The sequence below is a fragment of the Chromohalobacter sp. genome, from assembly GCF_039830575.1.
Classification (GTDB): Bacteria; Pseudomonadota; Gammaproteobacteria; order Pseudomonadales; family Halomonadaceae; genus Chromohalobacter; species Chromohalobacter israelensis.
Genome location: NZ_JBDOOX010000011.1, coordinates 1 through 16,465, shown reverse-complemented (window position 1 = coordinate 16,465; position 16,465 = coordinate 1). Strand labels below are relative to the sequence as shown.

14 protein-coding genes and 1 pseudogene are annotated in these 16,465 nt (G+C 61.9%); 14 read left to right on the top strand and 1 reads right to left on the bottom strand.

Annotated elements, in window-relative coordinates; genetic code table 11:
- Positions 1 to 8: 8 nt before the first annotated feature.
- From ABGX75_RS09485 to dctP, 14 genes are all read left to right on the top strand, one after another.
- On the top strand, positions 9 to 605 hold the full coding sequence (locus ABGX75_RS09485; protein WP_110061711.1) for an isochorismatase family protein: 597 nt from the start codon (positions 9 to 11) through the stop codon (positions 603 to 605).
- 433 nt (positions 606 to 1,038) lie between these two features.
- Positions 1,039 to 2,610, top strand: a complete 1,572-nt coding sequence (locus tag ABGX75_RS09480; RefSeq protein ID WP_347410993.1) for a Re/Si-specific NAD(P)(+) transhydrogenase subunit alpha — start codon at positions 1,039 to 1,041, stop codon at positions 2,608 to 2,610.
- Positions 2,611 to 2,628: 18 nt separating this feature from the next.
- On the top strand, positions 2,629 to 4,071 hold the full coding sequence (locus tag ABGX75_RS09475; protein ID WP_110061712.1) for an NAD(P)(+) transhydrogenase (Re/Si-specific) subunit beta: 1,443 nt from the start codon (positions 2,629 to 2,631) through the stop codon (positions 4,069 to 4,071).
- Positions 4,072 to 4,264: 193 nt separating this feature from the next.
- Positions 4,265 to 5,335: an NAD(P)H-dependent glycerol-3-phosphate dehydrogenase gene (locus tag ABGX75_RS09470; protein WP_035415148.1), complete on the top strand. Its 1,071-nt coding sequence runs from the start codon at positions 4,265 to 4,267 to the stop codon at positions 5,333 to 5,335.
- 2 nt (positions 5,336 to 5,337) lie between these two features.
- Positions 5,338 to 5,823 carry a phosphohistidine phosphatase SixA gene (sixA, locus tag ABGX75_RS09465; RefSeq protein ID WP_347410994.1) on the top strand — a complete coding sequence of 162 codons (486 nt, stop codon included), beginning with the start codon at positions 5,338 to 5,340 and terminating at the stop codon, positions 5,821 to 5,823.
- A gap of 25 nt (positions 5,824 to 5,848) precedes the next feature.
- Positions 5,849 to 6,157, top strand: coding sequence for an antibiotic biosynthesis monooxygenase (locus tag ABGX75_RS09460; protein WP_011507781.1), 309 nt, complete (start codon positions 5,849 to 5,851; stop codon positions 6,155 to 6,157).
- 183 nt (positions 6,158 to 6,340) lie between these two features.
- Positions 6,341 to 7,258 carry a 5-dehydro-4-deoxyglucarate dehydratase gene (kdgD, locus tag ABGX75_RS09455; RefSeq protein WP_347410995.1) on the top strand — a complete coding sequence of 306 codons (918 nt, stop codon included), beginning with the start codon at positions 6,341 to 6,343 and terminating at the stop codon, positions 7,256 to 7,258.
- 50 nt (positions 7,259 to 7,308) lie between these two features.
- On the top strand, positions 7,309 to 8,358 hold the full coding sequence (locus ABGX75_RS09450) for an ABC transporter substrate-binding protein (RefSeq protein ID WP_347410996.1): 1,050 nt from the start codon (positions 7,309 to 7,311) through the stop codon (positions 8,356 to 8,358).
- Positions 8,359 to 8,458: 100 nt separating this feature from the next.
- Positions 8,459 to 8,902: a tripartite tricarboxylate transporter TctB family protein gene (locus tag ABGX75_RS09445; protein WP_035415154.1), complete on the top strand. Its 444-nt coding sequence runs from the start codon at positions 8,459 to 8,461 to the stop codon at positions 8,900 to 8,902.
- A gap of 13 nt (positions 8,903 to 8,915) precedes the next feature.
- Positions 8,916 to 10,427 carry a tripartite tricarboxylate transporter permease gene (locus tag ABGX75_RS09440; RefSeq protein WP_035415157.1) on the top strand — a complete coding sequence of 504 codons (1,512 nt, stop codon included), beginning with the start codon at positions 8,916 to 8,918 and terminating at the stop codon, positions 10,425 to 10,427.
- A gap of 34 nt (positions 10,428 to 10,461) precedes the next feature.
- Entirely contained in the window at positions 10,462 to 12,030 is a 1,569-nt protein-coding gene (gene garD / locus ABGX75_RS09435; protein ID WP_035415160.1) for a galactarate dehydratase, read from the top strand.
- Positions 12,031 to 12,069: 39 nt separating this feature from the next.
- Positions 12,070 to 13,395, top strand: coding sequence for an enolase C-terminal domain-like protein (locus ABGX75_RS09430; protein ID WP_035415161.1), 1,326 nt, complete (start codon positions 12,070 to 12,072; stop codon positions 13,393 to 13,395).
- A 217-nt stretch (positions 13,396 to 13,612) separates the two neighbouring features.
- Positions 13,613 to 15,202, top strand: a complete 1,590-nt coding sequence (locus ABGX75_RS09425; RefSeq protein WP_035415162.1) for an ABC-F family ATPase — start codon at positions 13,613 to 13,615, stop codon at positions 15,200 to 15,202.
- A gap of 517 nt (positions 15,203 to 15,719) precedes the next feature.
- On the top strand, positions 15,720 to 16,379 hold the full coding sequence (gene dctP, locus ABGX75_RS09420) for a TRAP transporter substrate-binding protein DctP (RefSeq protein WP_347410997.1): 660 nt from the start codon (positions 15,720 to 15,722) through the stop codon (positions 16,377 to 16,379).
- On the opposite strand, the pseudogene ABGX75_RS09415 reads toward dctP, so the two are convergent.
- A pseudogene (locus ABGX75_RS09415) lies at positions 16,335 to 16,465 on the bottom strand (IS481 family transposase); the annotation flags it as partial. The gene dctP and the pseudogene ABGX75_RS09415 overlap by 45 nt on opposite strands.

The window sequence follows — 16,465 nt, the reverse complement described above, 5'->3', positions numbered from 1 at the left end:
GGATCATCATGGCGCCACCACGCTGTCAGGTACTGTCGCTTCATCCGCACGAGGGGCGCTCCGCGCCGAGCGCACTGCTCGTGGTGGCCATGCAACAGGTCCATGCGGGCCTCCTGACGCCCCTGGGCACGGCCGGGCCGACCGAGTCGCTGACGCTGCTGCTGAAGGAGTGGCGAGGCGGCGAGGGCTGCATCGTGCATGTCCGGCATTTCTCCCGCAAGGCCGATGCCTCCTGCCGTGCCGGCCGTCCCGAGGCCGATTTCCTGCCCTGCGCCACACCGCTGCCGGGTGAGCGAGTGGTCACCACGCATGTCGACGATCCTTTCGTGGATACCGATCTGGACACCTGGCTGCGTCGTCACGGGGTCGCGCACTTGGTGGTGGCCGGTGTCACCACGACGGGCGCGATCATGACCCTGACGCGTCACGCGCTGACACTGGGGTTCGATGTCACTGTCGTTGCCGATGCCTGCGCCGACCAGGCGTTGCTCGCGCTTGACGGTACCCGATGGGAAGCGTCGACGATGCATGGGCTGGGACTCGCGTTGCTCGAACGGCAAGGCGCCGAGATTTCGAGTGTGCGTGACGTGCATCGGACCTGCTGACGATGACAGAAAAGAGACCGAAGAGCGTCGCCGAGCACGCGACGCTCTTAACTAAGAAAGCGCGAAAATAATGCATCGTTTATGATTGCCATAAGAAAATGGCGAGGTTGGGTAGTGGTGTCTATTTTTATTCAAAAACAGAGGGTTATGATCTTTTTCGTAGCATAAGAGTTGCGTTATGCCATCCATAACACAATGATTATGATGGAGTTTTTTGACTGTATTGTTGATTTTCAAGATGTTTTTCCTTAAACACATGGGACCCTGCTTTTGAAATGAGTCACTTATGACCGGGCGTGTTCGCGAGAGTTCGCCGGGTGAAAAGTGACCCGCGATATTAGCCAAGCGTTCATGGGACCCCCCGTGCAACGAGCAAGGAGTCAAGGATGAAAGTCACCAGGTATCCATCCCATCGTGAAACGGGAGATGCGTCATGAAGATCGGAGCGCCGAAAGAGCGCGCCCAGGGCGAGGCTCGCGTCGCCCTGACGCCGGAGAGTGCCCAGCACATTCAAAAACTCGGGCATACGTGTGTCATCGAATCCGGAGCCGGCCTTGCCGCGGGCTTCGATGATGCCGCCTATCGTGACGCGGGCGTCGAGATCGTCGAGGGGGCCGATGCGTTATGGTCCACCGCCGAGGTGGTCATCAAGGTTCGCGAGCCCAGCGAAGAGGAAGTCGGCTACCTGCGCGAGGGACAGACCCTGACCGCGTTTTTCTGGCCGGCGCAGAACGAGGCGCTGCTCGAGCGCTGCAAGGCGACCGGCGCCACGGTCATTGCCATGGACATGGTGCCGCGTATCTCGCGGGCCCAGAAGATGGATGCGCTGTCGAGCACCGCCAACATCGCCGGCTATCGCGCGGTGATCGAGGCAGGCAACCAGTTCGGACGCTTCTTCACCGGTCAGGTCACGGCGGCCGGCAAGGTGCCGCCGGCCAAGGTGCTGGTCGTGGGCGCGGGCGTCGCGGGGCTGGCCGCGATCGGCACGGCGACCAGCCTGGGCGCGGTGGTACGCGCCTTCGACGTGCGGCCGGAGGTCGCCGAGCAGATCGAATCGATGGGGGCCGAGTTCCTGTTTCTCGATTTCGAGGATAGTCAGGATGGCTCCGGCACCGGTGGCTATGCGGCGCCTTCCAGCCCCGAGTTCCGCGAGAAGCAGCTGGCACTGTTCCGCGAGCAGGCGCCCGAGGTGGATATCGTCATCACCACGGCGCTGATTCCCGGCAAGCCGGCGCCCAAGCTGTGGCTCGAGGACATGGTCCATGCCATGAAGCCGGGCTCGGTGATCGTCGACCTGGCGGCGGAGAAGGGCGGCAACTGCGATCTCACCGTGCCCGATCAGCGCATCGTGACCGACAACGGCGTGATCGTGGTCGGGTATACCGATTTCCCCTCGCGCATGGCGACGCAGGCCTCGCTGCTCTATGCCACCAACATTCGTCACATGTTGACCGATCTGACGCCGGAAAAGGATGGCGTGATCGTTCACGACATGGAAGACGATGTGATTCGCGGTGCCACGGTGACGCATCAAGGCGAGATCACCTTTCCGCCACCGCCGCCCAAGGTCAAGGCGATCGGCCAGTCGGCGCCGAAGGAGAAACCCAAGGAGCCGACGCCCGAGGAGAAGAAGGCCGCCGAGCATGCCGCTTTTCTCGCCCAGACCAAGCGTCAGGTGGGGATGCTCGTCGCCGGCGGGGCGGTGATGGGGCTGTTGGGGCTGGTCGCGCCGGCTTCGTTCATGCAGCACTTCATCGTCTTCGTGCTGGCCTGCTTCGTCGGTTTCCAGGTGATCTGGAATGTCAGCCATTCGCTTCACACGCCGCTGATGGCGGTGACCAACGCCATCTCGGGCATCATCGTGCTGGGGGCGGTGCTGCAGGTCGGTTCGGGAAGCTTCCTGGTGGGGCTGTTGGCAGGCATTTCGGTGCTGATTGCCACCATCAATATCGTGGGGGGCTTCTTGGTCACGCGCCGAATGCTCGCCATGTTCCAGAAATCCTAACGCGGCGGAGAAAAGACGATGTTGAGTCAAGGATTGGTGTCCGCCGCAGCGGTGGCGGCAAGTGTGTTGTTCATCCTTTCGCTGGGGGGGTTGAGCAATCAGGAAAAAGCCAAGCGTGCCGTCTGGTACGGCATCGTGGGGATGGGGCTGGCGGTGGTCTTCACCATGTTCGGCCCCAATGTCGGCGGTTACTGGTGGATGATCCCGATGATGGTGATCGGCGCCGGGATCGGCGTCTACCTGGCCAAGAAGGTCGACATGACCGAGATGCCCCAGCTCGTGGCGGCATTGCACAGCTTCGTCGGTCTCGCAGCGGTGTTCATCGGCTTCAATGCCGACCTGGAACGTCGCCGGGTGATGGCCGCGCAACTCGCCGGGGACGTCAGCGAGCGGTTTTCGGCCTTCGCCGCGCTGGTGGCCGAGAAGACGCCGGCCGAGCTGACCTTCCTGCAGGTCGAGGTGGTGCTGGGGGTCTTCATCGGTGCGGTGACCTTCACCGGCTCGGTGATTGCCTTCGGCAAGCTGGCGGGCAAGGTGGATGGCAAGCCGCGTCAGTTGCCTGGCGGTCATCTGCTGAATGCCGCGGCGGCCATCGTGTCGCTGTTGCTGGCGATCGCCTACCTCAACGGTGCGGGCTTCTGGACGCTGCTGCTATTGGCGCTGCTGGCCTTCTTCATCGGCTATCACCTGATCATGGGCATCGGCGGCGCCGACATGCCGGTAGTGGTCTCGATGCTCAACAGCTACTCCGGCTGGGCGGCGGCGGCCATCGGCTTCACGCTGTCCAATGACCTGCTGATCGTCACCGGGGCCCTGGTGGGCTCTTCCGGTGCCATCCTCTCCTACATCATGTGCAAGGCGATGAACCGCAACTTCGTCAACGTGATCCTGGGTGGCTTCGGCGGCAGCAAAGGGCCGGCCGCGGAGATCGAGGGCGAACAGGTCGCCATCGATACCGGCGGCGTGGCCAGTGCGCTCAACGAGGCTGATAGCGTGATCATCGTGCCCGGTTACGGCATGGCGGTGGCACAGGCCCAGAATGCGGTCAGCGAGTTGACGCGCAAGTTGCGCGCCGCCGGCAAGACGGTGCGCTTCGGGATTCATCCCGTGGCGGGTCGTCTGCCCGGTCACATGAACGTTCTGCTGGCCGAGGCCAAGGTGCCTTACGATATCGTGCTGGAAATGGACGAGATCAACGACGACTTCGCGGAAACCGACGTGGTGATCGTCATCGGCTCCAACGATATCGTCAATCCGGCCGCCGAGGAGGATCCCAACAGCCCCATCGCCGGCATGCCGGTGCTCAAGGTCTGGGAAGCCAAGAACGTCTTCGTCTGCAAGCGTGGCCAGGGCACGGGCTACTCGGGCATCGAGAACCCGCTGTTCTTCAAGGAGAACACGCGCATGCTGTACGGCGACGCCAAGTCGAGCATCGATGCCTTGCTGCCGATGGTCGACTGAGCGGCCCGCAGAAAGGCCGTACTGCGACACGACGACACCGCCTTCGGGCGGTGTCGTCGTTTGAGGGGAGCCGAAGGGCGGGGCATGTTTCCGTCATGCGCCGGCGGCACGTCAATGTCATCGATGATCGGGCGTGCGTGACACGTCAGGTTCGCTACAATGGCGTCATTTCGCAGGCCACTAGGAAATCTTGATGACCGACGAACGACCTAAAGTCGCCGTGCTCGGCGGGGGGAGCTTCGGCACCGCGATTGCCAGCATTGCCGCCGACAATGGGGCCCGCGTGAACCAGTGGTTGCGTGATCCGGCGTTGATCGAGCAGATCAATCGCGAGCATCGCAACGCCCGCTACTTGCCGGACTACGCGATCAATCCTGCGGTCGTCGCGTCCGACGATATGCGAGAGGTGCTCCGCGACGCCGAACTGGTGTTCATCGCGATTCCGTCGAGTGCCTTTCTGACGGTCGTGCGTCAGGCATTGCCCTGGCTAAAGCCGACGCAAATCCTGGTCAGCACCACCAAGGGGATTCAGGAAGACGGCTTCAAGCTGATGAGCCAGATCCTCGAGGAAGAAACCGGCTTTCCGCACATCGGGGTGCTCTCGGGGCCCAACCTGGCCTCGGAGATCGCCCAGAAGCATCTGACGGCCACGGTCATCGCCAGCGACGACCCCTTGACCCGCGCCCGGGTGCAGTCGGCGCTCGGTTGCGATTATTTCCGGGTATACGCCAGTAATGACCGCTACGGTGTCGAACTCGGCGGGGCGTTGAAGAACATCTATGCCATCGCCGCGGGCATGGCGGCAGCGCTCGGCATGGGCGAGAACACGCGCAGCATGCTGATGACGCGGGCGCTGGCGGAGATGAGTCGATTCGCGGTGGCGCTCGGCGCCAACCCGCTGACGTTCATCGGTCTGGCCGGCGTGGGCGACCTCATCGTGACCTGCTCATCGAAGCTCTCGCGCAATTATCGCGTCGGTTTCGCGCTGGGCGAGGACAAGACCCTGGAAGAAGCCGTCACGGCCCTGGGCCAGGTGGCGGAGGGCGTCAACACCGTGAGCCTGGTCCGCGAGAAGGCGCGTCGCGAGCATATCTACATGCCGCTGGCCGAAGGGCTTTATCAGGTGCTGTTCAACGGCGTGCCGGCGCGCCAGATGGCACAGATGCTGATGCAGCAGGAACAAAGCAGCGACGTGGAGTTCATTCTTTCCCGTCAGGACGTATTCGAAGCGCGCAGGCTGGAACCCGGCGCCGAGGAGACTTGAACATGTCGATTCTGTATATCATGCGGCATGGCGAGGCAGCGCCGGGCACGCCCGACAGCGAGCGGTCACTTACCGAGCATGGCGAGCAGGAAGCGCGCGCGATGGGCGCCTGGCTGAGCGAGGTGCTGACCGATGACGTACGGCATGCGCTGCGTATCGTCGCCAGCCCGTACCGGCGTGCGCAGCAGACCGCACGATTGGTCGCGGCGCCGTTGGGCCTGAGCGTCGATACTCTGCCGATCATCACGCCCGATGAGCCGCTCGAGCCGGTGATCGACTGGCTCCAGCAGCAAGTCCCGCAGACGCCGTGCCTGCTGGTGAGTCACATGCCGCTGGTCGGCGCCCTGGTCGGTCGTCTGGTCGAAGGCGACGTGCGCGCTTCTCAGCCGATGCCGACGGCGAGCGTGGCGGCACTGGAGGCCGAGGTGTGGGCGGCGGGCTGTGCCACGCTGCGCCAGTGGCAGTCGCCCCGTGACCTGTCCTCATAGGCGATACCCACCCAAGGAGACCCACATGCCGTTCGTCGTCATCAATCGCGTTTACGTCAATCCCGGCTACGAGGCGGAATTCGAACGCCGCTTTCAGCGCCGGGCGAGTCAGGTCGACCGTCAGCCGGGATTCCGCGCCATGCGCGTTTTGCGCCCACAAGGCAACCAGGCGCCCTATCTCGTCGAAACCGAGTGGGACAGCCAGGAGGCCTTCCGCGCCTGGGTGGGCAGCGACGATTTCAAGCAGGCACATGCCGACCCCATGCCCTCGGAGGCATTCGGCGAAGGCGGCGGGCTCGAGCAATTCGAGGTCGTCGAGGGGACCCAGGCATAACGCCCCTGATACCGCCATGCATGTGTCATGGCGGGCATCACTCCCGTCATTAAGACCTTGGTGGGATCGACCAATGTCGAGGTTGTGTGACAACGCGGCTGTGCTTATCTTGCAGTTGTATGATGTATGACATGATGACTTCATGTCATCACGCTCAACAAGACAGCTGCGAGGGACATGACGGTGCATTTTTCCAAAGAACAAACGGTCGCGGCGATTGGCGATGGCCTGCTTTCCTTCCCGGTGACCGATTTCGATGCCGCTGGACGATTCGATGCCGCGAGCTATCGCAAGCGACTCGAGTGGTTCGTGAGTCATGATGTCTCCGCGGTCTTCGTTGCGGGCGGCACGGGGGAGTTCTTCAACCTCTCGCTCGAGGAGTTCGGCGACGTCGTGCGCACGGCGGTCGATGTGATCGGCGGGCGTGTGCCCATCATTGCCAGCGCCGGGTTGAGCGTGGAGAGCGGCAAGGCATTCGCGCGCGCGGCGGAAGAGGCCGGCGCGGATGGCGTTCTGCTGATGCCACCCTATCTGACCGAGTGCCCGCAGGAGGGGCTGGTCGAGTACGCCCGCCAGATCTGCGACAGCACCACGATTAACGTGATCTATTACAACCGTGGCAATGGTGTTCTCGAGGCGCCGGCGGTCCAGCAGCTCGCCGATCAGTGCCCGAACTTGATCGGATTGAAAGATGGCAAGGGCGATATGCAATTGCTCAACAAGATCGTCAAGACCGTCGGCGATCGACTGGTTTACGTCGGTGGCGTGCCGACCGCCGAGATTTTCGCCGAGGCCTACCTCTCCATTGGCGTCAACACCTACTCTTCCGCTGTCTTCAACTTCGTGCCGGACATGGCACTCACGTTCTACCGCGCACTGCGCGCGGGAGACAGCGCCACGGTCAAGAAAATCACCAACGAGTTTTTCATTCCCTTCGTCGATCTGCGTGATCGTAAAAAGGGCTACGCCGTCAGCCTCATCAAGGCCGGCACCGAGATCATTGGGCGTCCCGCCGGCAGCGTTCGCGTACCGCTGGAGATGCCGAATGCGGATGAGCGGGCTCGTCTGGAACGTCTGATCGAGATCGCCAAGGGCTACTGACAGCCCACCTTCACCCACTCTCAACAACGACAGCGAAGAGGTGAATTTTCATGAGCATGCCCAGCATCTACAAGACACTCGGAACCTCCGCGCTGATGGCCGGCATGGCCTTCGGCAGTGCGGCGGCCCTGGCCGCCGACGGCCCGCTGCGTGGCAACGTCCGCGTGGTGATCGGTTCGACGTCCACCGGGGGCGATACCTATCAGAACTCCAGCATCGTCGCCGATGCCCTGGCCGAGCACCTCGATATCAACATGAAGGTGGACGCCGTGGGGGCGAGCTCGGCCTTCCGCTTCCTGGATCGCGATCCGCGCGGCAACACCCTGATGATCTTCCACGATCAGTCCTACCTCGGGTACCTGTATGGCGTGGAGGGGTATGAGAACATCTTCGAGAAGTACACCATCGGGCCGACCGTCGCCATCAACCCCGGTAACGCCTATCTGGTGCCCAAGGACTCGCCCTATCAGACCCTGGACGACGTGATCGAGGCGGTCGGCAACGGCGAGGAGGTACGCGTGGCCATCCAGCCGGGCGGCGTGTCGGAGATCGGCTTCAGTGCCCTGAAGAATGCCATCGCCATCGAGCATCCGGGGATGGAGGAGAACCTGGTGGCCGTCAACACGGGTTCCCAGGCCGACAAGAATCAGCAACTCTTCGACGACCAGGCCGACCTGATCAACGGCACCGTGCAGGCCAACGAGCAATACACCCGCCTGCCGGAAGACGATCAGAAGGCCATGCGCTTCCTGTGGCTCACGGCACGCAACAGCACCATCGAGCAGGCGCCGGAAGACGGGCTGGGGCAGACCACTCGCGAGCAGTTGCTGCAGTACGTCGAGCCTAACGTGAATGTCACCATGGGCGATGACAACTTCACCTTCGATAAAGAGTTCTTCTTCCTCTACAACAAGGACATGGACCAGGCCATCGTCAACCAGATCGACCAGGCGCTCGCCGAGATCTATGCCGAGGGCGAGATCCAGGAGACTCAGAAGAACGCTTTCTTCATTCCCAACTTCAAGCCGTCCGATGAAGCCGCCGACTACCTGGAAAGCAAGATGTCCGTCTACGAGGACATCATTACCAACATCCAGTAAGGCGGTATCGCTGGCGGGGAGACCCGCCGGCGCTCGCGGCTATTGCTTGTCCCCATAATGATCGAAAGGGCTCCTTGCGAGAGCCTTCACCGGAGCCGCCATGGAATCAGGACTGTCATCCCTGTTGAGCGTCTCGATCGATTTCGAGACCTCCCATCTGTTCTTTCCCCATATCATTCACTGGCTGATGGGCGGCCTCTTCGCCCTGATTCTGGTGTTCAACGTGGCGCCCTTTCTCGTCGCTGTCAGGCGAGGGGAGCGGACGTTGCCGATTCTGGGCGAGTCCATGGACAAGTTCCGTTTCTTCGGAACCCTGGCACTGATCGTCGCCTACTTCTACCTGATGTCGGTGGTCGGCAACTTCTTTCCTTACACGGGCTACGGCTTCCTGTTCGTGTCGATGGCCTTCCTTTTCCTGATGTCGCTGATGTACATGCACACCAGGACCAAGCGCAAGGTCATCACGGCCGCCATCAACGCGCTCGTGGCGCCGAGCCTGGCGTGGTTCATTCTCGCCAAGCTGTTCCAGATCACCTTGCCGTAGCGGAGACGTTTCCATGCTCGATATCCTGTCGTTACTCGATATCACCTTCTTCCTGCTGGCGGCCCTGGGGGCCCTGGTCGGGATCATCTTCGGGGCCATCCCCGGGATGACCGCTACCATGGCCGTGGCGGTGTGTCTGCCGCTGACCTACGCGCTCGGCCTCAATCATGGCCTGGCGCTGCTGCTGGGCCTCTACGTGGGAGGCATCTCCGGCGGCATGGTGCCGGCGGTGTTGCTCAACATTCCCGGTACGCCATCCTCGATCACCACCACCTTCGACGGCTTCCCCATGGCTCAGAAGGGCGAGGGCGAACGCGCCTTGAGGGTCTGCGTGGTGGCGTCGCTGATCGGTGGCCTCATCAGCGCCATCGTGCTGTTCCTGTTCGCGCCGGTTCTGGCCGAATTCTCGATCAAGTTTTCCTATGTAGAGAAGTTCCTGATCATCCTGCTGGCGTTGACCGTCATCGCCTCCATGTCCCGCAACATGCTGGTGGGCATCTTCAGCGGCGTGCTGGGTATCTGGCTGAGCCTGATCGGCACCTACAGTATCTCGGACGGCGGCAACGGCCACACTCGTCTGATGTTCGATTTCCTCGAGCCCTACCTGTTCGAGGGGTTCTCCCTGCTGCCTGTACTGATCGGTATCTTCGGCATCGCTACCATACTGCTCGAGGCCGAAGAAGGCGTGAAGAGCGGCCTGGCCGGCAAGAACATCGAGTTCGGCAAGGGCGGCGGCTTCTCCTTCGGCATCTTCAAGGGCCGGCTGACCAACCTGGTGCGCTCGTCCTTCATCGGCACCTTCGTCGGCATGTTGCCGGGCGTCGGTGGGAGCGCTGCCTCGGTATTGGCCTACACCCAGGAGAAGAACCTGTCCCGTGATTCCAGCGAGATGGGCAAGGGCGCGCCCCAGGGGCTGATGGCCTCGGAGTCTGCCAACAACGCCCTGACCGGCGGCGCGTTGATCCCGCTGCTGTCGCTCGGCATCCCCGGCGATTCCACCACCGCGATCCTGATCGGTGCCTTCACCCTGCAGGGCATCCAGGTCGGCCCGCTGTTCATTCCAGAAAATGCCGATACCTGGTACTTGATGATGATCGCCCTGGTGTTCGCGAACGTCGTGATGTTCTTCCTGATGTTCTACGCCATCAAGCACATCGCCAAGGTGGTGCTGGTACCCAAATACATCCTCTATCCGATCATCGTGATGATGTGCGTGGTCGGCGCCTACGCGATCAATTACGGCATCATGTTCGACGTCTGGACGCTGCTGATCTTCGGCGTGCTGGGCTACCTGATCCAGAAGGTGGGGCTCGAGGTCGCGCCGCTGATCATCGGCTTCATCCTCGGCGGACAGGCGGAGGTCTACTTCGTGAAGAGCCTGGAGTCCTTCGGCACCTACTCGATCTTCTTCACCAAGAGCCCCATCGCCGTGGTGCTCTGGGGGCTGATCGCCGCCTCGGTAGCCTTCTCGGTGACGATGAGCCTGAAGAGCCGGGCCAAGCGTCGCCTGGAGGCTTCCTCATGAACTCCCGTCATTCGCACAACCGCGAGGCTTGGTCATGACGCACTCGACATCGGCTCCTCGGGTGATTCGCATCCACCCGCGTGACAACGTCGCCGTGGTCGTCGGCCAGGGCGGCCTGGCCGCCGGCGAGCGCCTCGATGATGGCATCGAGCTGCAGGCGAGGATTCCTCAGGGGCACAAGGTGGCATTGGTGGCGCTGGCCGAGGGCGACCAGGTGATCCGCTACGGCGAAGTCATCGGCACGGCCGTCACGGCCATCCCACAGGGCGGTCACGTCAACGAGACCAACCTGCACATGCCTATGCCGCCTGCGCTGGAGGATCTCCCGCTGGCGACTCGCCCGGCGCCACCGGCCGAATCGCTGGAGGGCTATACCTTCGAGGGCTTCCGCAACGCCGATGGCAGCGTCGGCACCAAGAACGTGCTCGGCATCACCACCAGCGTGCAGTGCGTGGCGGGTACCGTCGATCACGTGGTCCAGCGCATCAAGCGCGAGCTGCTGCCGCGCTTCCCTAACGTCGACGATGTGGTAGGGCTCAACCACAGCTATGGTTGCGGCGTGGCGATCAATGCGCCGGCCGCGGTGGTGCCCATTCGCACGCTCAGGAACCTGGCCCGGAATCCCAACTTCGGTGACGAGGTGATGATCATCGGGCTGGGTTGCGAGAAGTTGCAGCCCTCGACCCTGGTCGAGGATCGCCCGGTGAGGATCTTCGAGAACACCAAGGCGGCCGATCCCGAGGCCAACGTGCTGAGCCTGCAGGATGAGTCCTTCGAGGGCTTCGGCGAGATGATCGACGGCATCATGGCCATGGCCGAGCGCCACCTCGAGCGTCTCGACCGCCGACGCCGCGAGACCTGTCCGGTGGCCGATCTGGTGGTGGGCATGCAATGCGGCGGCAGTGATGCTTTCTCCGGGCTCACCGCCAATCCGGCGGTGGGCTTTGCCACCGACCTGATCGTGCGCGCCGGCGGCAGCGTGATGTTCTCCGAGGTCACCGAGGTGCGCGATGCCATCCACCTGCTGACGCCGCGGGCTGTAGATCGCTCGGTCGGCCAGGCGCTGATCGACCAGATGGCCTGGTACGACGACTATCTCTCTCAGGGCCAGGCGGATCGCAGCGCCAATACCTCCCCCGGCAACAAGAAGGGCGGTCTCTCCAACATCGTCGAAAAAGCGCTGGGCTCGGTGATCAAGTCCGGCAACTCGCCGATCGTTGATGTCATCGGCCCGGGTGAGCGACTGCGCAAGCGTGGCCTGACCTTCGCCGCCACTCCGGCCAGCGACTTCATCTGCGGCACCCTGCAGGCCGCCGCCGGCATGAACCTGCAGGTCTTCACCACCGGCCGCGGCACGCCCTACAACCTGCCGATGACGCCGGTCATCAAGGTCTCCAGCAACTCCACCCTGGGAAAGCGCTGGCATGATCTGATCGACCTCGACGCGGGACGCATCGCCACCGGCGAGGCGTCCATCAAGGAGATGGGCTGGGAGCTCTTCCAGCTGATCCTCGAGGTGGCCAGTGGCCGCCAGCGGGTCGCCGCCGACCGGCTCGGCCTTTACAACGACCTGGTGCTCTTCAACCCGGCGCCGGTGACCTGACCCTTCTTCGTTCTTTCGACCGTTACAAGAGGCAATGCCATGTTTCCCAAGATCACCAAGATGAACGTCGTGCCGGTCGCCGGCGAAGACGGTTTCCTGCTCAACCTGAGCGGCGGTCATGCGCCCTGGTTCATCCGCTGCGTACTGGTGCTGGAGGATGAGTCCGGCAACCGCGGCGTCGGCGAGATTCCCTCCAGCGAAGGCATCCTGAACGGCCTGGAGAAGTGCCGCAGCCTGGTGGAAGGCGCGCGGGTCAACGAGGTCAAGCAGGTGCTCAGTCGGGCCCGAGGGCTGCTGGCTCAGGGCGGCCCGGAGGAGCGGGGGCGCCAGACCTTCGATCTGCGCGTGGCCGTGCACGTCATCACCGCCATCGAGTCGGCGCTGTTCGATCTCTTCGGTCAGGCGCTGGGCATGCCGGTGGCCGACCTGCTGGGCCAGTACGGCCGCCAGCGCGACGAGGTCGAGGCCCTGGGCTACCTGTTCCTGCTCGGCGACCCGGACAAGACCGACCTGCCGTATCCTCGCGTGGCCGACCCGGTCGATGCCTGGGACGAGGTGCGCTACCGCGAGGCCATGACGCCCGAGGCCGTCGCCAACCTGGCCCGGGCCGCCTATGATCGCTATGGCTTCAAGGACTTCAAGCTCAAGGGCGGCGTGCTGCGTGGCGAGGAAGAGGCCGATTGCATCCGTGCGCTGCACGAGGCCTTCCCCGAGGCGCGCCTGACCCTGGACCCCAACGGCGCATGGAAGCTGGACGAGGCCGTGCGTGTGCTGGAGCCGATCAAGCACCTGCTGAGCTATGCCGAGGACCCTTGCGGTCAGGAGGGCGGTTTCTCCGGTCGCGAGACCATGGCGGAATTCAAGAAGCGCACCGGGCTGCCTACCGCCACCAACATGATCGCCACCGATTACAAGCAGCTGCAGTACGCCGTGCAGCTCAACTCGGTGGACATTCCCCTGGCGGACTGCCACTTCTGGACCATGCAGGGCGCCGTGGCGGTGGGTGAGCTGTGCCACGAGTGGGGCATGACCTGGGGCTCGCACAGCAACAACCACTTCGACATTTCGCTGGCGATGATGACCCACGTGGCCGCGGCCTGCCCGGGCGAGATCACCGCCATCGACACCCACTGGATCTGGCAGGACGGTCAGCGCATCACCAGGGAGCCGTTCCAGATTCGGGACGGCAAGCTGACCGTGCCGAAGACCCCGGGTCTAGGCATCGAGCTGGACGACGATAAGCTCATGGAGGCGCACGAGACATACAAGCGTCTCGACGTGACGCAGCGCAATGACGCCATGGCGATGCAATACCTGATCCCGGGATGGGAGTTCGATCCCAAGCGTCCCGCTCTAGTGCGCTGATGTTTCCCGATACGCCTGACTTGAATTGTGCTGATCTTTGCACGAACAAGGAGCAGGGCTCGTACGCGCGCTTGCGCGGGGATTGAGTGTGTTCTTGGAGGATGGCGCTGACGCTGGTCGTTGCCAGCGCGTACAATGCCGCTTCGACGCAGGCCGGGCTCGCACTGCCAGGTCCGCCGTCGCCTCATTCACGCCGTTTCCCGCGAGAACCTCGATTTTGCTCTCTACCGCCAACATCACCATGCAATTCGGCGCCAAGCCGCTATTCGAAAATGTCTCCGTCAAGTTCGGAGAGGGCAACCGCTATGGCCTGATCGGCGCCAATGGTTGCGGCAAGTCTACCTTCATGAAGATCCTGGGGGGCGACCTGGAGCCTACCAGTGGCCAGGTAATGAAGGACGCCACCACGCGGCTCGGCAAGCTGAGTCAGGATCAGTTCGCGTTCGAGAGCGAGCGTGTAATCGACACCGTGATCATGGGGAACACGGAGCTGTGGGAGGTTGCCGCCGAGCGCGAGCGTATCTATTCGCAGACTGAAATGTCCGAGGAAGATGGCATGAAGGTCGCCGACCTTGAGGTGCGTTACGCTGAGCTCGATGGTTATACAGCAGAGGCCCGCGCGGGAGAGTTGCTGCTCGGCCTCGGCATCCCTCTGGTGCAGCACACCCAGCCGATGAGCGTGGTGGCACCGGGGTGGAAGCTGCGCGTATTGCTGGCTCAGGCGCTGTTCAGTGATCCCGACGTGTTGCTGCTCGATGAGCCGACCAACCACCTGGATATCAACACCATCCGGTGGCTGGAGGAGATTCTGCGTTCACGCAGCTCGACCATGCTCATCATCTCTCATGATCGTCACTTTCTGAATCGTGTCTGCACGCATATGGCGGACCTCGACTACGGCGAGCTGACGCTTTTCCCGGGCAACTATGATGAGTACATGACTGCTGCCACCCAAGCGCGAGAGCGCTTGCATGCCGATAACGCCAAGAAGAAGGCGGAGATCGCTGAGTTGCAGCAGTTCGTCAGCCGCTTCTCGGCCAACGCCTCCAAGGCCAAGCAGGCCACGTCACGCCAGCGCAAGATCGACAAGATCCAGCTCGATGAGGTCAAGCCGTCATCGCGAGTCAGCCCATTCATTCGCTTCGAGCAGACCAAAAAGATACACCGGCATGCATTGAACGCGGAGAAGCTCTCCAAGGCCTGGGGTGACAACGTGCTGTTCGAACGTTTCGACTTGCAGGTCGAAGCTGGCGAGAGAGTCGCTATCATCGGGCCCAACGGAATTGGCAAGACGACATTGCTCAACTGCCTGGTCGGCACGATGGCGCCGGATGCGGGCGAGGTGAAATGGACCGATGCGGCGGAAGTGGGGTACTTCGCCCAGGATCACGCTGATGATTTCGAAGGCGGTGAGACGCTTTTCGAATGGATGCGGCAGTGGACCACGGAAGGTGAGCAGACCGTACGCGGTGCGCTGGGCCGCATGCTGTTCTCCAACGATGACATCGGCAAGTCGGTCAAGGTGATCTCCGGAGGCGAACAGGGGAGGATGCTGTTCGGTAAGCTGGCGCTGCAGAAGCCTAACGTGCTGGTGATGGATGAGCCCACCAACCACCTTGACATGGAGTCGATTGAAGCGCTCAACCTGGCGTTGGAAAACTATCCCGGCACCTTGATCTTCGTCAGCCATGACCGTGAGTTCGTCGGTTCCTTGGCGACCCGTATCATCGAGCTGAAGGATGACGATATCGTCGATTTCAGCGGCAGTTATGACGATTATCTCCGCAGTCAGAGTATCTACGACTAAACGCGACGATCTTCATTCTCACCACCGGCGGACACGATACGTCTAAAAACTAGTTACCGACCGGCGCGTGCTGCTTGCAGCACGCGCCGGTGCGTTGTGGCTGCCGGCCGGCCGTGCAACCCGGCCCTCACGTTGCGTTTCGTTATCTTAGCCTAATGTCTATACGTCATAACAGGTATGATGTATGACAACATTCAGGCTAGGGTCTAAGCTGATGCTGTCATGAGACAGCCGGCTATTTAGCCCAACGGGCAAGTGGCCGGTTTAACACACAGACGCTCGTGCATCCTTGATGAAGGACATAAATGCGTTGAACCGCATTCGATGTGGAAGAGAGTTTGAAGACGGCGAATTATCGTAAACGGCACGTCTGGATTTATAACCATAATGCTTACGTAATGCCCGCTATGAGAAGGCATTGGTTTTTGATCTTTTACGTGTCGAGAAGCCAGGAGGGCGTCAATTACTGAGTATGGTCAGTTTAACAAAATGAAATAGAACCATAAGGAGCCACGTCATGCAGACCAATAAAAGACTCAAGATGGCAAGCTGTGTAAAAGCGGCAGCGATGCTCGGTATGTTGCTGAGTGTTTCCATTTCGACGACAGCGCAAGCGGAAAGCTGGCGGGGATGGAACATCCACCCGCCGAGTTATCCAAATGGCAAGGCCCTGGAAAGTTTTGCCAAGGAAGTCGCTGAAAAGACAGAGGGGCGTGTTGAGCCCAAGGTATACCATAACGCGGTGCTGGGCGATCAGCCTGACGCGATCGAGCAGACCCGCAGCGGCGCCCTCGATTTCGCCAATTTCAACATGGGGCCGATGGGGCCAATCGTACCCGCCGCCAACGTCCTGTCACTGCCTTTCATTTTCAGAAGTCCGGACGACATGTACCGCGTCATGGATGGCGAGATCGGCGAGCGCTTCGCCGATGCGCTCGCCGAGAAAAACCTGATCGTTCTGTCCTGGTTCGGTTCCGGGGCACGCAGCCTCTACAACACTGACCACCCGGTGGAGACGCCCGACGACGTCGAGGGCCTCAAGGTACGTGTCATGAACAACGACCTTTATGTCCAGATGATCGACGAAATGGGGGGCAATGCCACGCCAATGGCCTATGGCGAAGTTTATCAGTCACTTGTCGGGTCCCGTGTGATTAACCACCCGTTTGGTAAATAACTCAGGCCGCTTGGCCTGCCATTCCTTCATCGCCGTGATCGGCGATTGATGATGCAGCGCTTTCTGCGGGATATGGTGATTGTACA

Coding starts and splice junctions, on each gene's coding strand:
- ABGX75_RS09485 (WP_110061711.1), top strand. CDS start 9: ATGGCGCCACCACGCTGTCAGGTACTGTCGCTTCATCCGCACGAGGGG.
- ABGX75_RS09480 (WP_347410993.1), top strand. CDS start 1,039: ATGAAGATCGGAGCGCCGAAAGAGCGCGCCCAGGGCGAGGCTCGCGTC.
- ABGX75_RS09475 (WP_110061712.1), top strand. CDS start 2,629: ATGTTGAGTCAAGGATTGGTGTCCGCCGCAGCGGTGGCGGCAAGTGTG.
- ABGX75_RS09470 (WP_035415148.1), top strand. CDS start 4,265: ATGACCGACGAACGACCTAAAGTCGCCGTGCTCGGCGGGGGGAGCTTC.
- sixA (WP_347410994.1), top strand. CDS start 5,338: ATGTCGATTCTGTATATCATGCGGCATGGCGAGGCAGCGCCGGGCACG.
- ABGX75_RS09460 (WP_011507781.1), top strand. CDS start 5,849: ATGCCGTTCGTCGTCATCAATCGCGTTTACGTCAATCCCGGCTACGAG.
- ABGX75_RS09450 (WP_347410996.1), top strand. CDS start 7,309: ATGAGCATGCCCAGCATCTACAAGACACTCGGAACCTCCGCGCTGATG.
- ABGX75_RS09445 (WP_035415154.1), top strand. CDS start 8,459: ATGGAATCAGGACTGTCATCCCTGTTGAGCGTCTCGATCGATTTCGAG.
- ABGX75_RS09440 (WP_035415157.1), top strand. CDS start 8,916: ATGCTCGATATCCTGTCGTTACTCGATATCACCTTCTTCCTGCTGGCG.
- garD (WP_035415160.1), top strand. CDS start 10,462: ATGACGCACTCGACATCGGCTCCTCGGGTGATTCGCATCCACCCGCGT.
- ABGX75_RS09430 (WP_035415161.1), top strand. CDS start 12,070: ATGTTTCCCAAGATCACCAAGATGAACGTCGTGCCGGTCGCCGGCGAA.
- dctP (WP_347410997.1), top strand. CDS start 15,720: ATGCAGACCAATAAAAGACTCAAGATGGCAAGCTGTGTAAAAGCGGCA.